The sequence below is a fragment of the Pseudomonas sp. RT6P73 genome, from assembly GCF_054897715.1.
The window spans coordinates 4588484-4607176 of record NZ_JBUBUV010000002.1 but is presented as its reverse complement, the minus strand read 5'-3'; the positions used below and the strand labels follow the sequence as shown (position 1 = coordinate 4607176).

Genomic DNA, 18693 nt, shown 5'->3' with positions numbered 1-18693 from the left:
TTGGTAACAGTCCGTGGGAAAAGATCGTAGCCTCGTTTTACTCGACAGCTCCTACAGGTGAACTCCAATGCAGGCGCTGTCGAGTAAAACGAGGCTGCGATTTTTTGCGTTTCACCTACATTTAGCTGACAGCACACAGATCGCTTCCCCCCAGGGAAGCCCTCGGCTAAGGTGCGCGGCTTCCCATCCTTACATCGCTCGAAGGCCCGGCATGACCGAACAGAACAACAACCCGCTGCACGACGTGACGCTGGAGCAAATCCTCAACGCCCTGGTTGAACATTACGAATGGTCGGGGCTGGCCGAGCGCATCGATATCCGCTGTTTCAAGAGCGATCCGAGCATCAAGTCGAGCCTGACCTTCCTGCGCAAAACCCCGTGGGCCCGGGAGAAGGTCGAACACTTGTACGTGAAGCTGATGCGCACCAAGCGCCCGCTCTGAACATGGGCCCGCTATCGACGCCAGGTTCTGCCGCGAGGCGTCGTTTTGTTGCGGTGGCCGCGGTGCTGGGCTGGTCGGGGCTGGCCATTCAGCTGTACCTGATTCTCTACTCACGCTGGACGCTGGAAGCCAGTTTGCTGGGTGGGTTGATGAGCTTTTTCAGCTACTTCACCGTGCTGACCAATACGTTGGTGGCGGTGGTGCTGACCTGTGAGTGGACCACTCGTGAATCGGCGACGCGTCGCTGGTTTTTGCAACCGTGGGTCAGCAGCGCGATTGCCGTGAGCATCGTTGTCGTCGGTCTCGCCTACAGCCTGTTGCTGCGCCACTTGTGGCATCCCGAAGGCTGGCAGTTGCTGGCCGATGAACTGATGCACGACGTCATGCCGCTGCTGTTTGTGGCGTATTGGTGGTTCTGTGTGCCCAAAGGCACATTGCGGCTGCGGCATATCGGCCTGTGGGTGATTTATCCACTGGTGTACTTCGCCTATTCACTGCTGCGTGGGCACGAGTTGGCGGTTTATCCCTATCCGTTCATAGATGTCGGCACGTTGGGTTATCCAGAGGTGTTTTTGAATGCAGGGGGATTGTTGGCGGGGTTTGTGGTGATTGCTCTAATTACTATCGCGTTGGATAGGTGGCGTGGCCGATGAACACTTGATGGTTATGCAGAGCGCTTTTGTGGCGAGGGAGCTTGCTCCCGCTCGGCTGCGAAGCAGTCGTAAAATCAGCATACGCGGTGTTTCAGGTAAAATTCGGTTGCTGGTTTTAGCACTGCTGCGCAGCGCAACGGGAGCAAGCTCCCTCGCCACAATATTGATTCGCGATCACTCCTCGTCGCTGTCATCCAGACGCCAGTAACCCACTGCTTTGACAAACTGCTCGTTCAAACCGTGCTCATCAAGCAACACCCGGCGGATCTGCCGTGACACCTTGGCCTCGGTCGCCACCCACGCATACAGATTGCCGCTCGGCACTTGCAGTTGCTTCACCGTGGTCAGCAAATTGTCTTTGCCACCGTCGCGCAAGACCCAGATCACATTGACCTGCGCAGCGCTTTCCAGGCGCTGCTGCTCTGCGCCGTTCTCCACTTCCACAATCACCAGCGCACGCCGATTGGCAGCCAAACCTTCGAGCCGGCGGGCGATGGCGGGCAGGGCGGTTTCGTCGCCGATCAGCAGGTAGCTGTCGAACATGTCCGGCACGATCATCGAGCCGCGTGGCCCACCGATGTGCAGGAACTGGCCGGGACTGGCCTGCTCGGCCCAAGTCGCGGCGGGGCCGTCGCCGTGCAGCACGAAGTCGATGTCCAGTTCCAACGTGTCGAGGTCGTAACGACGGGGCGTGTAGTCGCGCATCGCCGGCATCGGCCCGTTGTCTTTAACGGCGCCGAGCACCAGGGTTTCCAGTGCCGCGTGTTCTGCCGCGTTCTGCGGGAACAGCAGTTTGACGTGGTCGTCCGTGCCCAGGCTGACGAAGCCGGCCAGTTCCGGGCCGCCCAGGGTAATCCGGCGCATCCGCGGGGTCAGGTCAACCACGCGCAGCACTTCCAGACGACGGCGTTTGATCTCATGCATGACACGGTGGATGGATTGCACGATCACTTCAGTCATTCGGCTTTCTCCTGGACGGGTTGAACGGCAGGGCCATCGACGATGGCTTTGGCGGTGTTGTTGAGCAGGTCGCGAACCCGCAGGATTTCTTCCGGGCTCCAGCGGCCGTGGTGCATTTGCAAGGCGTGACGCAAGTTGTGCACCGCCTCGTGGATCTCGGCCGGACGATCATGGCCGCGCAATGAGCGCTTGCTGACCTCGATGCGCATCCGCACGCCGTCCAGCGCAATCGCCTGATCGGTCAACGACAGACGTCCTGCGTCGGTGATGCTGTAGCGTTTTTTACCGCCCTCGGCGTCGCCCAGAATCATTTCGCTTTCTTCGAGAAAGGTCAGGGTCGGGTAGATCACGCCGGGGCTGGGGCTGTAGGCGCCGTCGAACATGCTTTCGATCTGGCGGATCAGGTCATAGCCGTGGCAGGGCTGCTCGGCGATCAAGGCCAACAGCAGCAATTTCAAGTCGCCGGGGGCGAACACCCGGGGTCCGCGCCCGCCGCGCTCACGGCCAGGACCAGGGCGTTTTTCGAAGCCGTCGCGGCTGTCGTTGTGCTCTCGATGGGAATGATGGTCTCTCATTTGAGTCTTCTCTCGTCGTGTTTAGATACAACTTAAGATATATCTTTAGGCTTGCGCAAGCGTTCTGGACCAACGGTCGGAAATCATGTCCGCCTCGGTCACCGCTTGGGTGTCAGGCGCAATGAGCGACGAGGAAGAATGCACCGGTTGCTCTTTTAGAGTAATTGAACTAATTATAGAAGTTCGTCGATTGATATTTAGTACATTGTCATGAGATAAGTAGTCCGAGTCTTACGGAAGTTTAATTAGTTCTGGTCTGTGTGCTTTTTCAGGTAAAACTGTGTGTAGTATTTCTCTGAGGGTAAAACAATAAAATTATTGTTTTGCCCACTTTTTTCCTGCACTTCGAAAGCCGTTGTTACTACATGTTCTTCGGAAGTTACGTACTTACTTTCTCAAAGGATTGGACGATCATTCTCCGGCGTCGAAAGTTAAGCGAAATCGCCAGCACAGGAGTGAATGGCGATAGCTTGTTCAAACTTTCCTCGGCCCAATCCTTTGAAAAAGACAGGTACTCAATAATGTTCAAGAAGTTTGCAATCGCCGTTCCGATGACCCTCCTGGCCCTGAGCGCTTCGATGGCGTTCGCTGCGGAAGAATCGCGCACCTCCATCAACATTACCGCTGAAATTCCGAGCCGGGTTTTCCATGCTCAACCTGTAGACAAAGACTTCGGTAAAGACGAAAGAATGCAGTATGTCGTCGGTTCCGGCACCTTGTCGGAGGTCCGTGGCACCTTTGATATTCAACACACCAATGGCTCGGTGGGCGCTTACGTCGTAGGCGGTCCTACGCCACTGTTCAACGGTAATGCCACCTTGAACATTCCTCTGACCTACACCTTCAACGGCACGGAATTGACTGCCGATTCTCAGGAAGTGGTCGGTGACGTGGAGTCCAACGGTGGCATGCGCGCAGACCTGGTCATTACGGCCGCTAAACCGGGCAACAATCAGGTGGGAACCTACACTGCCAATCCGGTCGTTATGTTTGATGCCATTCCGCGCATCTAAACCAAAGCGCGTTCTGTAAGTAAGTTCTCTCTTGCTTGCTGACGTTCACCGATCGTCAGGGCCGCCTCCCTGTCGATCGGGTTCCACCGTCTTTATCCATAGAGTATTTCTTTCATGTTCCCGATGACTCCCATCGCGACGGCGCTTGCCCTATGTTTGTGTGCAACTGCCCTGGCCGCGCCAATGGACAACGGTACTACGCCTCGAAGTTTGCTTGCGCAGGCCAAGGGTTTGCCGAGCGAGTTCGAAGAGCACTTCTTTGATGTGCCACTGGCGGTGCGCGTGGAACTTGATCAACAGTTTCTCGGTGAGGCGATGGTCGTGCTGACCCGCGACGATCGCATCACCCTCGTTGACTTCTCCGATGTCAGCGACAGCACGATCAAGCCCAGTGAGCGCGACATCTGGGCCAATTATCTGAAACAAGGCGTGGTGCTGGGCGCCTGCCAGGCCAACTGCCCCGAAGAACTGCTGGCCGTACACTACAGTCTTGAAAACTCGCTGGTGACGATCCTTACGGAAAACGCCGAACGCGATGATCAGGTGCAGCTCTATTACAACCAGCCCGAAGGTGGCAGCACCGGGTTGATCGTGCGCAACCAGCTGAACCTCAATGGCGGCCAGAACCAGGACCTCGGTGGTCGTTACGGCCTGGAAGCCAGCAGCAGCCTGGGCAATTGGACCCAGGCCGTCAATGTGCAGCTGTCCCGCTTGGGCGGTGTGGACAACCAGACCTATCACGCCGTGCAAGAACTCTTCACCCAGCGCGAACTGGAAGGCACCTTTCTACGCCTGGGCTTATTCACACCCACCTCGGAAGGCCTGACCCGTCAGCCGCGCTCCTTTGGTGCCAGCCCCGACACTGCGGTGGGCGTCATGTACGGCAGCTCCGACAGCCTGGCCATCAACAACCCGAAACCGGCGGTCTACCCGATCTACGTCACGGCCAATCGCCAGGGCTCGGTGGAAATCTATCGAGATGGTTTGCTGATCAATACCCAGGCGATGCCGGCCGGTTTGCAAACCCTCGATACGCGGCCGTTGCCCGGTGGCATCTATGAAGTGGAAGTGCGCCTGATCGAAGACGGCCAGATCACCTCCAGCACTCAGGAGCTGGTCTACAAGCCCAACAACTGGCGCAATCATGACGAGCGCTGGCGCTACAACCTGTTCGCCGGGCGTGAATCGAAAGTGCTCAGCAACTGGGATGAGCAGGCCGATGGCGACATGACCGCCGGCGCCGCCTTCAACTTCCTGTTGCACCCGCGGGTGATCCTCGGCCTGTCGGGTCGACAGGTGAAAGACACCCTGCAATACGGCACGTCGGTCGACTGGGCCATCGTCAACAACGCCAGCGTCTATGCCAACGTCTACAAAACCCAGGACTACGGCACCGGCCTCGATGTGCAGGGTCTTTATTCCTACGGCAGCGGCAGCATCGTCGCCAGCCATAACCGCAGCTGGCTCGACACTACGCGACTTTACGACACACTGCCCGATGGCACGCGAGTGCGGCAGCGCAACGTGTTTATCGGCCAGACCAGCAACTCGTCGTTGTCGGTGAATCATCGACTCACCAGCAAAAGCTCGGTCAATGCCCGGGTGTCCCACAGCGAAGGCAACACCGAAGGCGTCGGCGTCGATCTGGGCTGGACCCAACGTACGCAACTGTTCGGCAGCGACGCCAATTGGCGCCTGTCGCTGTTCGACAGGCCGGGCAGTTTCAGCTCCGGAGATGATCGAAATCGTGGCCTTGATTTGAGCGTGAACATCGCGCTGGGTGGTCCGGGAGAACAACTCTCCGGCAGCATCGGCACCCGTACCGATCGCGACGGCGGGCGCGATAACAATGCCTCGATCACCTACCGCAAAAGCTTGCAGGATCACCTGCTGCAAAGCGTTTCCGCCACGGCCATCACCGACACCTATGGCATCGGTTTGAACGCGCTGGCGACGATGCAATCGGACGTGGTCAACGGCGACGGCTTTATCCAGCGCTCGTCCTACAACAACGACATCACCGGCGGCCTGAACCTCGATAGCACCGTGGCGGTCGGCGGGCAAAAAATGATCATGACCAGCCAATACCACCGCAACGGTGCGGGCATGATCATCGATGTCGAATCGGACATCGACGACATCACATTGCGCGCCGACGATTTGAGCGGCGGCAGCGCGGTCCTCAAACCCGGGCGCAATTTCGTGCCGATCACAGCTTACAAAAGCAGCTCCGTCAGTTTCGATTTCGAAGGCAATGACGTGCCGGCCGCGACCATCCAGCCGGCCCGTTCCAGCTACCACCTGAACAAGGGCGGCGTGGATTATCGGCAGATTCGTGTGATGCGAACCCTCACCGTACTCGGCCGCCTGATCGACCCTCAAGGCAATCCGCTCAAGGGCCACCACATCATCAACCACGCCAGTCGCGGGGTGAGTGAGGTGGACGGCTTCTTCTCCATGGAAATGAACGCCGGTTCACCGACCCTGGAAGTGCGCCACGGCAACCAATTGCTGTGCCAGTTCCGACTCGATACGAGCAGCGGTCGCACGGAAAACAATGTGCTGATGATCGGCGATCTGCGTTGCACGCCTGACACATTGGCGGACCTGACGCTTGAGACGCCGACGGCAGGCTGATGCCCGGCACAACGCATTTTTTTACGAGGTAAATGACGATGAAACGTCGGTTGGCACTGATTGGTTTTTGTTTGTTCACCCAGACGGCGCACGCCGGGCCGAGCATCAATATCGGCACGGTTTACGACTACCTGGACGGTGACAAAAGTACGTTTTTGAAACGCGTCTTCAATGGCGGCGACAGCACGGCATTCGTGAAGGTCAACATCCTTGAGATCCTCTACGACGCCGAGGGCAAATCCCGGGAAGTGCCGCTCAAATCCAGTGCCGACGGCACCGCCCGGGACGGCTTGATGGCCAGCCCGGCGCGGCTGATCGTGCCCGCCAGTGGCATGCAAGGCACGCGATTGCTGTACATGGGCGAACGCGATAAAGAGCGCTATTTCCGTGTGCGATTCGTGCCGGTGGTGCCTGAAAAAGAAGACGAATTCGCGGTCTCCGGCGAGGAACGTGAGGAATACAAGAAAACCCTGTCCGCCGGGGTCACGGTGCTGGCCGGTTATGGCGCGGTGTTTTTCGTCCGACCCAAGGACACGCGTTACGCCAGCGTGATCGAGAATGACGCGGCCCGTTACCGGATCCGCAACAACGGCAACACCGTGGTGGTGATTGATGAGTTCAAGGATTGTTCGGTCAAGAACGAGCAGGAGTGCCAGCCAACCACCAAGCACCACATCCTGGCCGGGCGCAGTTTCGAGTTCGAGAAACAGGCCGGCCGCGAGTACCGCTTCACGCTGGTTGAAGGCGAGAGCAGCAAGAAACTCGATGTGAAGGGCTGATGAACATGTTCAGAAAACTGACGGTTCTGATGGTGGCGGCAGTGGCTTGCCATTCGGCGTTTGCCGCCCGCGAAGTGCAGCATTTCGAAGTGTTCGTGACGATTCCGAGCCAGGCGTTCTATGTCATTCCCGCAGACCCCGACTGGATTCACCGCGAACAGCAATTGCCGTGGAATCTGGCGACCTCGACCTTGGGCGGCTTGCGCAAGTATTTCGATGTGAAAAATGAAGCCGGTTCCATCGAAGCCCGGCTTGAGGGCAGGCCCTATTTGTCCAACGGGACCGACGCCCATGACATTGGTTTGCGTGTCCTGTTCAACGACAAGCTGTTGAGCGAGGGGGAAAGCAGCGAGGTGGTTTCGTTGAGTGAAGCGGCGCAGGGCAAGCGGGTTTTACTGCAAATCGTGCCGGTGCCACCTGCCGATGGGGTTTATAAGCCCGGCAATTATTTTGGCAGCGTCAACATGGTTTTCAACGCGGTGATGCCGGGCGCGTGATGCTAAGTGGACCGGACATCGAGCGCAGATCTCAACGGTTTCAGGAGGAAAAATGATTCTTTTGCGGGTTCTTCGTCCAATGATGCATGTGTGCGTCGCTGCGGGATGTTTACTGGGGATGACAGGCACCCCGGCTTGGGCGGAAGAAGTATCGATTCTGGCGTCGTTCAGACCGGATTCCGCAAACCCTCAGCAGAACAGATTCAAGAATGACACGCCTCCCAGTGGTTATTGCGCGAATTATCCTGCCCAGTGCAGCGACAACGAAATGTTCAGCCTGCGCGTGCCTATTCAGTTCAACTCCAATGCGCCGATTCAAGCGCGTCATGAATCGCCTCGCCAGGGCGCGACTATCCAGGTGCCTGCTCAGTGGCGGGCATTGTCCGTGGTCCATGCCACGACGGGTGAACCCGAGACGGTTAGTGTTCGGATTGCAGGTGTGGGGTCCAGGTATCGCACAGAGGACGTTCTCAGTCTTGTGGGCGGCGGGAGCGACTATCGATTCGCCCACAATCAATTGTGGGGCGCCAGTTGGGTGAATGCACCTGCTCCCTGCCTGTACAGCGGTGTAGGGCATTTCAGTACCACGACTTACGGTTTTTTTTGGAAAACACCGACACAGGGGAGTTGTTCGAAGCAGGCACAGTTCGACGTGCCCTGGTTGCGCTACGACTATCTGGATTTCGCTTATGAACTGGTCACACCCAACCCGTTGGGTATGTCTTCGGGCCGCTACTTGGGAAGCCTGACCTACAGCGTGGGACCAAACGGCGATTTCGACATGGGCGATGTCATGCTGCCAAACGATTCGACACTGACGCTCAATTTCACTCTTGAAGTGCAACACACGCTCAAGGTCGAAGTCCCACCCGGTGGCAATCGCGTCGAACTGGTCCCGCAGGGTGGCTGGCAGGCTTGGCTGACCCGGGGGCGCAAGCCGACGCGGCTGTTCCGGGATCAGACGTTCACTATCTCTTCGTCGAGTCGGTTCAAGATGAATCTGGCGTGCCAGTACGGCTTCGATGCGGATACCTGCGCTTTGCTTGACCCCGTTTCCCGCCACACCGTTCCGATAAACGTCAGCGTTACCTTGCCCAATGGCCTGGTGGATGTCGCCGCTCAGCCGGTCAATCGCCGGCTGCTACGGCGCGGTAACAGCGGCGCCGAGATCTTCCAGCCACACCTTTATGTCGATCGCAAACCTGCAACGTTGCACTTCGAGATTGCACAGGATCAGGTCGGCGAAATGCTCAAGCCGAATGTCGCCAGTACCTACTCAGGCCTTGTCACTGTTATCTGGGATTCAGAGGTTTAGCCAGCGCCTGGATGACCCGTTCAGGAAGTCTGAGTATCAATATGGACTTTGAAGGAATGACAATGCGTTTTTTACGTGGAATATCAGTTCGACTATTGAGCAGCCTTGCATGCGCTGCGCTTGCATTGCCCCTGCAGGCAGCCGTTATGGAGATCGAAGCGGTGTTCGAGCCAGACTCTTCGAAGCCGAATAAAAACGTATTCGTCAACATGACGCCGTCCGAGGGATTTTGTCGGCAGATACCGCAAGCCTGTGCGCCCTATAACCTGTTCAGTCTTGTCGCGCCGATTTCGTTCACGGCGAACGCGCCAATCCTGGCCAACCATGCGGACCCGCGGCAAGGAGGAATGGCCCGTGTTCCCTCTGCGTGGAAGGAAGTGGTGGTTACCCATGAGTCGGGTGATACACAAGTCCTTTCCATACGCATCGGCGGGATCGGGCACGAAGCCGCAACCCCCCGTCCCGTCAATGAGTTGACCGGGGGAGGATGGTGGGACGACCTGTGGGTAGGGGGTGGATGGAGAAATGCTCCACCACCCTGTGCAGGTGTCGGCTGGTACTCGGCGGGGTCCTCTGGTTACAACAGTTTCTGGAGAGTCCCCAACGGGGCGGGGGTGTGCAGCAAAAAGGCAAGGTTCGATATCCCGCTTTCTTTTCGCTACCTGTACTTCGTTTTTGCCTATGAACTGCGAACGCCTGACCCCCTGAACATGAAGTCGGGCAAGTACACCGGCACCATGTCTTACACGGTCGGTCCGCATCAGGACTTCGACATGGGCGATGTCATGATTCCCAATGACAACCAACTGACCCTCAACTTCTCTCTGGATGTTCGGCACACCCTCAAGGTCGAGATTCCGCCGGGCGGCAATCGCGTCGAACTGGTCCCGCAGGGCGGTTGGCAAGCCTGGCTGACGCAGGGGCGCAAGCCGACACGGCTGTTTCGTGATCAGACATTCAATGTGTCTTCGTCGAGTCGCTTCAAGATGAGTCTGGACTGCCAGTACAGCCTGGATGGCAACCGCTGCTCGGTGCGCGACCCGGTTTCTGGTCATGTCGTGCCGCTCGACGTCAGCCTGACCCTGCCCAATGGCCTGGTGGATGCAGCGTCCCAACCGGTCAGCCGCCGGCCGTTGCTGCGCGATGGCAGTGGTACCGAGTTGTTCCAGCCGCGCTTTTATGTCGATCGCCAACCCGGAACGTTGCATTTCGAGATTGCCCGGGACGAGGTCGGTGAAATGCTCAAGCCCGGTGTCGCCAGGTCCTACTCGGGTAATGTAACGGTGGTCTGGGATTCTGAAGTGGGTTAAGGCTTGAACCCTGATGCATCACCCGATGCATCAGGGGTTGCCGTTTTACTGCTGTGCGTCTTTTTGCAGCGCTGCGCGGGTCAGCTTTCTGCTCAACTCTTTTTCTTCGTAGCCCATGTCGTGAAGCAATCGGCCGTAGACCTCATCGGGCATGTCTTGATCCGTCAGCACCACGCTCTCATCGACATCCAGTCGCCGGGCGAGGTCCAGCAGACGCTGCTTGAGGGCTCGGCGCTGCGCAATTAGCTGGCCCTTGGAGCTGGCCCAGGCCTGTTGTGTTTCGCGCAATTCATCCAGCAAGTCACTCTTGGTTTCGTACAGCCGGGTATTGCGACTGAACTCGTTCGGGTAGGTGTCGCGCAAGTATTTCTGCCAGAACGGTTGTTCGATCATGTCGTTGACCAGCCCGTCGCCGTCCTCCATCGACATTACCGTATCGAAGGCGGTGTCGAGGGTATTGGCGCTCACATTGGCCAGAGGGCGAAACAGCATCGACTCCGATTGCCACGGCAAGCCGAGGCGTTGAGCCAGGCCGGTTTCGTAAGCGAGGTACACTTCCACCTCATCGGGATTGCCCGCACGGCTGCCGAAATCGGCCCGGGCAATGGCATCGACGCGTGCGAGGCGAGCGGCACCTTTTGCCAGGTTCACCAATTTGCTTTCAAGGACGGCGTTGGACGTCGATAAGGCATAGGCTTCGGAGGCGAGCACCTTGATGCCCATGTGGTTGAACACCTGAGCCCCGGCATCGGCGCAGGTGGTGGGCGCCTTGGCCATTTCGAACAGTTCCTTGCGCAACTCGGTGTCCAGATCGATCGCTTCGACCATGCGCCACACCCGGCTGCTGAGCTGTTGACGCAAATCACCACCGGCCAGGTAATCGGCCGAACGTGTCTGTTTCTGGATCAAGGCAAAAAAATCTTCAGAGCCAGGCTCGGTCATCAAATCGTGCCAGGCTTCCTCCCGGAAAGTACCCAGCCCTGAGACTTCGGCACTCCACCAGACAGAGTCGTCCTTCGTTGGCCACAGGTTCATCGCGTCGGTTGCGGCGTTGGCGTAGACCTGTTTGGTAGCGATGCCGACTGACCGTCGATAGGCCTTGAAAATGACCTGGTTTGCGTCCGAGAGATGCTTTTCATACAAGCGGGTTCGCGCCACAAGGAAGGCATCCTCCGAGCCGGGCACGACGGTCGGAATCACGCTGATGGGGTTCTCCTGCAAATCCAGAAAGAAGCCCCGCGGGCGACGCTTGCTGGAGGGGCCGAGAAGGCCGTCGGGCCAGCGGGTTGCTCCGGTGTTGCTCAAACTCAGGATTCTCAGTTTGGGCATCCGTCCGACGTTCGGGAGCAAACCCAATTTCGTGTTGTCATCAAGCCTGAGTGTTTCCATATGGGTCAGGTTTCGCAGTTGCTCGACCGCCGACGGCGTCAACGTGATTTCGTTGTTCATCAGCCGCAAGGTTCGCAAGTAGTGCATCTTGCCGATGGTGTCGGGGAGTCGCGTCAACCCGCAACTGCGGGCGCTCAGTTGCCGAAGATGAGGGAAGTCGCTCAACAGGCCGGAGGCGGTTTCGGAAAAGTTCGTGCGGTCCAGATTCAAGGTGCTGATCTGATCGAGGTAGTGCTTGATATCCGGCAGTTCCTTCCACCAGCGTTCGAGATCGGGCACATCGAACTCTACGGACAGGTCCAGTGCATAACCGCCGTCGGCCGTGATACTGCGTTCACCAAATACAGTGGACTTTCGTTTGAAACAATCGATGAGTCGTTCGGCAAGATGCAGCCCGCCACCGTTCACGAACCCTTGTCGATCAGGCCCCCACGTATCAGGTCGCTGTTTTTGCCACCGGTGGAGAATCACGCGCAGGTCATCGAGCTCTCGATCCAGCCTCGTCAATGTTTGGCGCCCTTGCTCTGGCGAACCCAGGGATCGAACGAAGGTATTGACCTCTCGTTCGTTGAAGTGGGGGTATATATCCTGCACCCGTTCGGTGAGCGTGGCGGCGGTGGTCGAGAAGCCGGGACCGCGCAACAGCATCATGTCTTCATGGTCCGCCATCGAGCGGATCGGCGGTGCAGCGAGTGCGGTGCGGCGCTGGGCAGGTGTCTCGGTCTTTGCCATCACCCATTGCTTGAAAAATTCACCCTGGCCCGGCCGATAACCGAGTTGGGCTCGCTTGTTTTTCGGCAAGGCGTTGAGGACGGCTTCGTAAAAATCAGCGGCTTCGTGCAGTTTGTGGTTGTCGGCGTCCCAGACTTCAAACAGGTCCCCCTCATCCTTGACCAGCACCCGAACCGTCGACGCGTCCTGCATACCCACGCTGCTGCGCAGGGGGCCGGCATCGCTGCCTTCGCGAACCTCGATACGTAAATCAGCGAACGCGTCGGTATGAATCCTCAGCGCGTTCAGCACCAGACTCTCGGTTTCCGCCACCCACTGCGCGCCGTCGTGAAAACCTTCATAGGCATGGTTCGTCCGGGCTTCGAAAGCAGCTTCACGCGCGCGGCTCTTGATGCTCAGCGGTAGACGCTGTTCCTGGTTCATGCGCTGGAGGTCGGCCGCGTCTGCACTGTTGAGCAACGTCTCTGCCGCACGGGTGGGCAGTTCGGGAAATGTCTGGCGGATGAGTCGGATCTGCGGATCGTCGGACGCTTCTGCGCCGTGGTAAAGCTGATTGACGATGTCAGCGTCCAGTCGACTGGCTTCATCCGCCAGTCGATTACGTAACGCTTGCACCCGTTCACTGTTGGCGGTTGAACGACCGAGCAGGGTTTGCAGCTCTTCTTCGCTGAGAAAGTCGACAAGGCTGGGCGCAAATTGCTCGCTCATGAGGTTGGACAAACTGGTGGACAGCGTCTGCTCATCGCTCGCATCGGGATTGCCGTACTGGCGGAACCGGCCGGTCCTGTCGACGTTTTCGTAGACCCTCAGGGCCTTTTCCGCAGGCCAGCCGTCCAGGTAAGTCGCCAGCGGTTCAAACCAGTAGGAAGACGGATCCAGAGGCTGACCTGATCGAATCTTTTCTATGGCCTGGCGGGTCTGACGCTGGATTTTCAAGCGTGTGAGGCTGTCGTCCAGTAACGGTGGCGGGGCCGTGTTGTCGACGTACATCCGGCGCAGCGCAGCGTCGTCGGTGCCGCTGGCGATACGAATGTCCTCGAGTTCTGCGTCGCTGAAGCCGTCAACGGAGTGGCCCAGACGCCGCATCAATGTCGGGCGATCCCATGCTCGCGGGTTTTCTGCTTCGTGGGTCCAGGCGCCGCGGCCGTTGTGTTTCAACTCGGGTAAATAGGCAGTGTCGCGATGGGGGTGTTTGATGCGGTAGTTGCCGGTTTGCGGGTCCTTTTGCACGGCGTAGTGCTTGTCATCCAGCGGCAGAATGTCCTGGCCTTCGTGGGCGTGAAGCCCCTGCGCGTCAGGGCTGGAATCAGCCGGTAGCTTCACATCGGGTAGCTCGTAAGGTGTGAGGTCGGGGTTCCACAGCCGTGGTTCGCCATTGGGCAGTGTCACCGGTTTCATGCCTTCGATCAGCGGCGACAGTTTCAGGCGTGCAAGCTCACCGATCTTCGCACCGGCGGCGAACGCCACCAGCGAAAGAAAGTCTGTAACCGCTCCGGCAATATGTTCGCCGGCTTCGGTTCGCAGTCCCAGGGTCAGGTCGACGATGCCTTCGATCACGTCGCTGGTCATCTGATACACGGAGTAGACCATCATCAATTCGCCCAGCCCCGGCACGAACGGCGTGACGACCATCAGGGCGATGTTGAAGATGTCCGAGACGATTTTCTTGAAGTTTTCCCACCAGGCCCATCGGGCATTGGTATCGGCATCGGCGGTGGACACCGCAATGTGCCGGGCGTCGTTGAGGACCTTGTTGAGCTTTTGCTGGAAGAGGTACTCCCAGAGTTCGCCGGGGATCGGTGTGGCTTTGAAATGCAGATAGGGGTCGGTGACCGCTACTTCCCGCCAGCTCGGACCTTGATCCAATGGTTCTTTCTGATGCCATTTCACTTCGAACAGGCGTTGTTGCAGCCCGCCGAAAAAATGCCCTCGGTCTGATTGATCGACGAACCGGCTGAAGTATTGCTGGTAGGTCATGCCGGTGGAGGACACGATGTCGTTGTCGCGCAGTTGTCGCGTCAGTTCATCCATGAAGGCGACGGTCGAGGGGTACTCTTTCAGTGGGTGCTCGGGGTCTTGCGGGACGTAAACAATCACCGGTGTCACGTCACGGATGCGTTGTTCCGGCCTCGGCGTGATCAACACGATGCCGGTCAGCAGGCTGTCGAGGATGGACAACTCGGCAAATTGCATTACCCGGCCTTTGCGGGTGAGGTTGCGCTGGCCATCGAGCATTTTCAGGATCATGTCACTGGCATCGGCGTCGATGTCGCCCGTCAGAACGGCCAGTTGAGCGGCCGCTTTGAATGCGGCTTTCTCGCTCTCGACGATTTTGAGTTTCAAGTAACCCTGGGCGAGGCCGTCGCTGGGCAGCAACTGTTCTTCGAGGTATTTCGTGTAGCGCGCGCCAATGTCCAGATCGCGACACAGGGTCTGGAACTGGGCGATGGACATTTTGCGTTTGATCGGCAGGATATCGAAGTGCCCGCGTGCATCGGGCTGGCTGATGAAGTTCGAGTCTGCCTCGCAGGTTTCATGGCTCGCGAAGTTGTGCAGGGCGGCGTCCAGCAGTGAAACGGTTCGCGTAACGACACCGCCCAGGTCGCTGGCATACCAAGGCAGTTTTTTCGGTAGATAGAGAAACAAACAAGTTGTCGTGACATCGACGTTGACACCGTACTGCTTCAGCAACGCGTCGGTCAGTAACGGTTCGGCAAACTCATAGACGCCTTGTACCTTATCCAATACACGGTCGACTGTGTTTTGAGCGGACCAGAGTTCAAGGTTGGCGTCTTGTAACGGCGTGTGATCGAAATCTTTGGTGGTTTGTACCCAATGCCCTGAAGCCGTTTGTGTGAGGCTCAGTTCCCGAATCCGTTGCAGTGAAGCGCCTTTGAACGTTGGGTTGATTCGGCTGTTGATGAACCCGTAGTGGCGACCTTTACTGTTGTCGGCCCCGGGTGCCGGTAGCGCTGATATACGTCCGTGTAAGTCAGTCATGCTTTTAATAAACCTTGAGCGTTAAGTGGAGTGACCAGCCTAACGCCCGAGGCTCAAAGTAAAAGTCTCAATTACAGCTGCTTAACAAGTGTTCGTCCTCGTAAAGCATTGGAATTTTCAATGCCGAAAACAACTAATTACCGCCATTGTTTATCAGCGTCGCGCTACCTCCACCGGCAGGCATTGCGTATGCGTACCCGGTTGCAGATACGGCGTGAGAATCGGTGCCATGCCCTTGAGTACCTGCACGGGCAGCGCCGAGGTGAACTTGAAGGCTTCGGCGGTGCGCCCCGGTACGAATGCGGTCAGCGTTCCGAAGTGGTTGTCACCGATGAAAAACACGAAGGTGGCCGTGCGGTTGATCGACTTCGAACTCAGGATCCGCCCGCCGGAACCAATGGCTTCGATGCGGTTATCCCCGGTCCCGGTCTTGCCGCCCATGGCCAATGGTTTGCCATCTGGGGTGATGAAACTGCCGGAAACACGTTTGGCCGTACCGGCGTCCACCACTTGCGACAAGGCCTCGCGCATGGCCGTGGCCACTTCGGACGGCATCACCCGTTTGCCGGCGTCCGGGTCATTGATCAGTTTGGTTTCGTAAGGCGTATTGGCCGCGAAGTGCAGGGTGTCGATGCGCAATGTCGGCATGCGCACACCGTCGTTGAGGATGGTGCCGATCAACTCGCCCAGCGCCGCAGGACGGTCGCCGGAGCTGCCGATGGCAGTGGCCAGCGACGGCACCAGGTGATCGAACGGGTAACCGACTTTCTGCCAGCGCTGATGAATGTCGAGGAAGGCTTCGATCTCCAGCATGGTGCGGATACGGCTGTCGCGGGCGCCCTTGTGACGACTTTTGAACAGCCAGCTGTAGACTTCCTGACGCTCGAAATGGCTGGCTTTGACAATCTGGCTCCATTTCGCATCCGGGTTATTCAGCAGGTAGCCCATCAGCCACAGGTCCAGCGGGTGAACCTTGGCAATGAAGCCCTGATCCGGCAGGTCGTAGGCGCCGGGGCTGTAATTGTCGTAGAGCCGTTGCAGGCGTTCGTCCGTGAGTTTTTCAGTGAGCTTGGCGCCTTTGAGGTGCGAGCGTACGAAGGTGTTGAAGCTTTCCTGGCTGGCCTGTGGCAACAGATAACGGTGCACCGCCGCCATGCGGATCGGGGTCGGGCGCATGCTGTCGAGGAAGGTATCGAGCCGCGCCTGGGTGTCCTTGTTTTTGTATTTCTTCCAGAACTTGAGCAGGAAAGAGGTGCCTTCGCGATCGGCGAAACTGGCCAGGTATTCCTGACGCCGCGGGTCACGATCGTCCTTGAGCAATTCGGCGCTGTTGTTTGGGCCGGAATACGTGGTGTAGCGCACCAGGTCACGCATCAGCCGAATGAACGGCAGGTTGATCGATTCGCGCAGCGCATCGCGCAAGGTCGGAATGCGGCCGTTGTCTTCCTTGCGGAAGTTGACGAAGGTGTGCAGCCCGCCACCGGTGAAAAAGGCTTCGCCGGGGCTGGCGGAATATTTACGGTCCAGCGCGGCGCCCAGCATGGCTGACAGATTGCGGTCCTTGTTCTGAATCAGGTAATCGACGGCCCAGCGGCTCAGGCGATCCTGATCCGGGACGTCGACTTTCTTCAATTCCGGAACGGTCATTTCGGCGTACTTATCGTGCAGCTCGGCCATGATTTGCAGGTAGGTGGTAAGCACGCGCATTTTCGCGGTGGAGCCCAGTTCCAGCTTGCTGCCTTCGTTGATGTCGAATGGCTGGTCGGTGCTGTCGGTCTGCACTCGCACGCGCGCGCCGTCTGGTGTCTGCTCGAATAACGTGAAGCTGTAGCGTACCTGGGTGGTGCTGGTGGGGGTGAGCAAGCGTTCGCCCATCAGACCTATTTGCGTCGCAAACGCCGGGTCGGCCAGGTGCTTGAGGTACTCGGTGGTCTGGGTTTGCAAGACGCCTTGCAGGGTGCTGGTGGCGGAGAGGTCGAGGCGGTCGAGATCGTACAGGGGACGATTGAGCAGCCCGCCCAGGCGGCTGCGCGCCACGCTGATGCCTTTGTTGGTTTCGATTGGCTGAATGGTCGGCTGGGTTTGCCAGTCGCGGTAGGTCACTTTGCTGGCGAGGGCTGCCGCTGCGAAAGGCGCATCGATCACACCATTCGCCGCCAGCAGGCGGATGTGGCTGTCGGTGAGGTCGGCCAGTTCATCATGGCCCTTGGTCAGGTAGTGGGAAGGGCGGCGCTGGGCGATCATCAGCGAGAGCATTTCACGCAGGGCCAGGCCTTTTTCGGCCATGCTCTTGGGATCCGTTTCGGTGCTGGCCAGCCGTTCGTTGGCTTTGTTGAAATCGGCGCCGTACCAGACGCGCAACCCTTCGGCCATGCCATGCACTTCACCGTGGCCCGGTACCGCCGACAGCGGCACGCTGTTGAGGTAATCGCGAACCACATTTTGCCGGGCCTGCAAGGTTTCCGGGCCCGCTTGATAAGCACGCACTGTGGCGGAAATCATCTGCCGGATCTTTTCCGCGCCCGACACCGTCAGGCCATCGGGCGAGTGCCGATACTTTTCAAGTTGCGTCGCCAGTGTACTGCCGCCCGCCGACTGGCCCGGCAGGTGTATCAGCTTGGCAACTTGCGACCAAACTGCCATGCCGAACCGCGGCCAGTCCACGGCGGGGTTGGCCAAGGGCTGACGAGGATCGAGCAAAAAGCGGTTTTCAATAAACAGCAGGCTGCTGACCACCACCGGCGGGATCGCGTCGAAGCTTGAATAGAGTTGTTGTGGGTATTTGTACTGGTACAGCGGTGCCGCACGGCAATCGGTAATCGACAATCCCGCCTGTATTTTCTCCGCGTAGGGCACGAAAAAGCCGTTGTCGGTGTAGTCCATCAGCTTTTGGGAAAAACGGGTTTGTGACGCAATGACGTAGTCACGCTTGATCAAACGCGGCAGGAATTCACCCATGGAGCTGTAGCCCAGACGCAAATCGAAAGGGCCTGCGCCTGGATAGCGAATGGCGTCGCTGGGGCCGGGTTTCATTTCGTAACTCAAGGAAGCGGCGAATTTGCTCGCCTCACGGGATTGAAACTTCGAGGTGCGCATCTCCTTGGCGGCGGCGAGCCCCAGGACAATCAGGATTATCACAAGCAACAACCAAAACGCCCCCCAACCATGCGTCGTACGACTGCTAGAGGGTTTTTCAGGTATAGGCGCTTCATCCACACGTTCAGTCGGAACCACAGTTTTACTCGTATCGGTTTGCCATAACGCGCCCATAGTCGACTGATCCATTCACGCAGATTGATCGGACTTGTCTGAAGCTTAGTCGGTGGTTGGCGATGGTGAAAAAATTGTGAACATACAAATCTCGAATTCTCATCGTTAAGTGTCTGTGGAA

At 58.1% G+C, this 18693-nt stretch carries 12 protein-coding genes; 8 read left to right on the top strand and 4 right to left on the bottom strand.

Translation table 11 applies throughout. The features are described 5' to 3' along the window. Positions 1 to 211 precede the first annotated feature (211 nt). Together ACYZT6_RS21440 and ACYZT6_RS21435 are read left to right on the top strand one after the other, a co-directional pair. Complete coding sequence (locus tag ACYZT6_RS21440; RefSeq protein ID WP_462028540.1) at positions 212 to 442, top strand: VF530 family protein; 231 nt, start codon at positions 212 to 214, stop codon at positions 440 to 442. A gap of 2 nt (positions 443 to 444) precedes the next feature. Next, complete coding sequence (locus ACYZT6_RS21435; RefSeq protein ID WP_462028539.1) at positions 445 to 1095, top strand: Pr6Pr family membrane protein; 651 nt, start codon at positions 445 to 447, stop codon at positions 1093 to 1095. 174 nt (positions 1096 to 1269) lie between these two features. Here ACYZT6_RS21435 and ACYZT6_RS21430 read toward each other — a convergent pair whose 3' ends face one another. Together ACYZT6_RS21430 and ACYZT6_RS21425 are read right to left on the bottom strand one after the other, a co-directional pair. Beyond that, positions 1270 to 2055: a siderophore-interacting protein gene (locus ACYZT6_RS21430; protein ID WP_462028538.1), complete on the bottom strand. Its 786-nt coding sequence runs from the start codon at positions 2053 to 2055 to the stop codon at positions 1270 to 1272. Next, complete coding sequence (locus ACYZT6_RS21425; protein WP_462028537.1) at positions 2052 to 2630, bottom strand: PadR family transcriptional regulator; 579 nt, start codon at positions 2628 to 2630, stop codon at positions 2052 to 2054. Before ACYZT6_RS21425 ends, ACYZT6_RS21430 begins: the two co-directional genes overlap by 4 nt. A gap of 521 nt (positions 2631 to 3151) precedes the next feature. On the opposite strand from ACYZT6_RS21425, the gene ACYZT6_RS21420 reads away from it, so the two are divergent. The 6 genes from ACYZT6_RS21420 (at position 3152) to ACYZT6_RS21395 (ending at position 10181) form a co-directional block, all read left to right on the top strand. After that, positions 3152 to 3643, top strand: coding sequence for a CS1 type fimbrial major subunit (locus tag ACYZT6_RS21420; RefSeq protein WP_462028536.1), 492 nt, complete (start codon positions 3152 to 3154; stop codon positions 3641 to 3643). A 114-nt stretch (positions 3644 to 3757) separates the two neighbouring features. Beyond that, positions 3758 to 6280 (top strand): TcfC E-set like domain-containing protein, encoded by a 2523-nt coding sequence (locus ACYZT6_RS21415; protein ID WP_462028535.1) that lies wholly within the window; start codon positions 3758 to 3760, stop codon positions 6278 to 6280. Positions 6281 to 6318: 38 nt separating this feature from the next. Further along, positions 6319 to 7059 carry a molecular chaperone gene (locus tag ACYZT6_RS21410; RefSeq protein ID WP_462028534.1) on the top strand — a complete coding sequence of 247 codons (741 nt, stop codon included), beginning with the start codon at positions 6319 to 6321 and terminating at the stop codon, positions 7057 to 7059. 5 nt (positions 7060 to 7064) lie between these two features. After that, the gene (locus ACYZT6_RS21405) at positions 7065 to 7556 is read left to right on the top strand and encodes a CS1 type fimbrial major subunit (protein ID WP_462028533.1); all 492 of its coding nucleotides are present in this window, start codon (positions 7065 to 7067) and stop codon (positions 7554 to 7556) included. Positions 7557 to 7608: 52 nt separating this feature from the next. Continuing rightward, positions 7609 to 8871, top strand: a complete 1263-nt coding sequence (locus tag ACYZT6_RS21400; RefSeq protein ID WP_462028532.1) for a hypothetical protein — start codon at positions 7609 to 7611, stop codon at positions 8869 to 8871. Positions 8872 to 8933: 62 nt separating this feature from the next. Continuing rightward, positions 8934 to 10181, top strand: coding sequence for a hypothetical protein (locus tag ACYZT6_RS21395; protein WP_462028531.1), 1248 nt, complete (start codon positions 8934 to 8936; stop codon positions 10179 to 10181). Positions 10182 to 10226: 45 nt separating this feature from the next. Here the strand turns inward: ACYZT6_RS21395 and ACYZT6_RS21390 are convergent, their stop codons facing one another. Together ACYZT6_RS21390 and ACYZT6_RS21385 are read right to left on the bottom strand one after the other, a co-directional pair. Further along, a complete protein-coding gene (locus tag ACYZT6_RS21390) occupies positions 10227 to 15302 on the bottom strand; it encodes an NEL-type E3 ubiquitin ligase domain-containing protein (protein ID WP_462028530.1) in 5076 nt (1691 codons plus the stop codon). Positions 15303 to 15455: 153 nt separating this feature from the next. Further along, positions 15456 to 18572: a transglycosylase domain-containing protein gene (locus ACYZT6_RS21385; RefSeq protein WP_462029996.1), complete on the bottom strand. Its 3117-nt coding sequence runs from the start codon at positions 18570 to 18572 to the stop codon at positions 15456 to 15458. Between the last annotated feature and the right edge of the window lie 121 nt (positions 18573 to 18693).

What these genes read in the sequence shown, in the direction of transcription:
- ACYZT6_RS21440 (WP_462028540.1), top strand. Translation starts at nt 212, where the DNA reads ATGACCGAACAGAACAACAACCCGCTGCACGACGTGACGCTGGAGCAA.
- ACYZT6_RS21435 (WP_462028539.1), top strand. Translation starts at nt 445, where the DNA reads ATGGGCCCGCTATCGACGCCAGGTTCTGCCGCGAGGCGTCGTTTTGTT.
- ACYZT6_RS21430 (WP_462028538.1), bottom strand. Translation starts at nt 2,055, where the DNA reads ATGACTGAAGTGATCGTGCAATCCATCCACCGTGTCATGCATGAGATC.
- ACYZT6_RS21425 (WP_462028537.1), bottom strand. Translation starts at nt 2,630, where the DNA reads ATGAGAGACCATCATTCCCATCGAGAGCACAACGACAGCCGCGACGGC.
- ACYZT6_RS21420 (WP_462028536.1), top strand. Translation starts at nt 3,152, where the DNA reads ATGTTCAAGAAGTTTGCAATCGCCGTTCCGATGACCCTCCTGGCCCTG.
- ACYZT6_RS21415 (WP_462028535.1), top strand. Translation starts at nt 3,758, where the DNA reads ATGTTCCCGATGACTCCCATCGCGACGGCGCTTGCCCTATGTTTGTGT.
- ACYZT6_RS21410 (WP_462028534.1), top strand. Translation starts at nt 6,319, where the DNA reads ATGAAACGTCGGTTGGCACTGATTGGTTTTTGTTTGTTCACCCAGACG.
- ACYZT6_RS21405 (WP_462028533.1), top strand. Translation starts at nt 7,065, where the DNA reads ATGTTCAGAAAACTGACGGTTCTGATGGTGGCGGCAGTGGCTTGCCAT.
- ACYZT6_RS21400 (WP_462028532.1), top strand. Translation starts at nt 7,609, where the DNA reads ATGATTCTTTTGCGGGTTCTTCGTCCAATGATGCATGTGTGCGTCGCT.
- ACYZT6_RS21395 (WP_462028531.1), top strand. Translation starts at nt 8,934, where the DNA reads ATGCGTTTTTTACGTGGAATATCAGTTCGACTATTGAGCAGCCTTGCA.
- ACYZT6_RS21390 (WP_462028530.1), bottom strand. Translation starts at nt 15,302, where the DNA reads ATGACTGACTTACACGGACGTATATCAGCGCTACCGGCACCCGGGGCC.
- ACYZT6_RS21385 (WP_462029996.1), bottom strand. Translation starts at nt 18,572, where the DNA reads ATGGGCGCGTTATGGCAAACCGATACGAGTAAAACTGTGGTTCCGACT.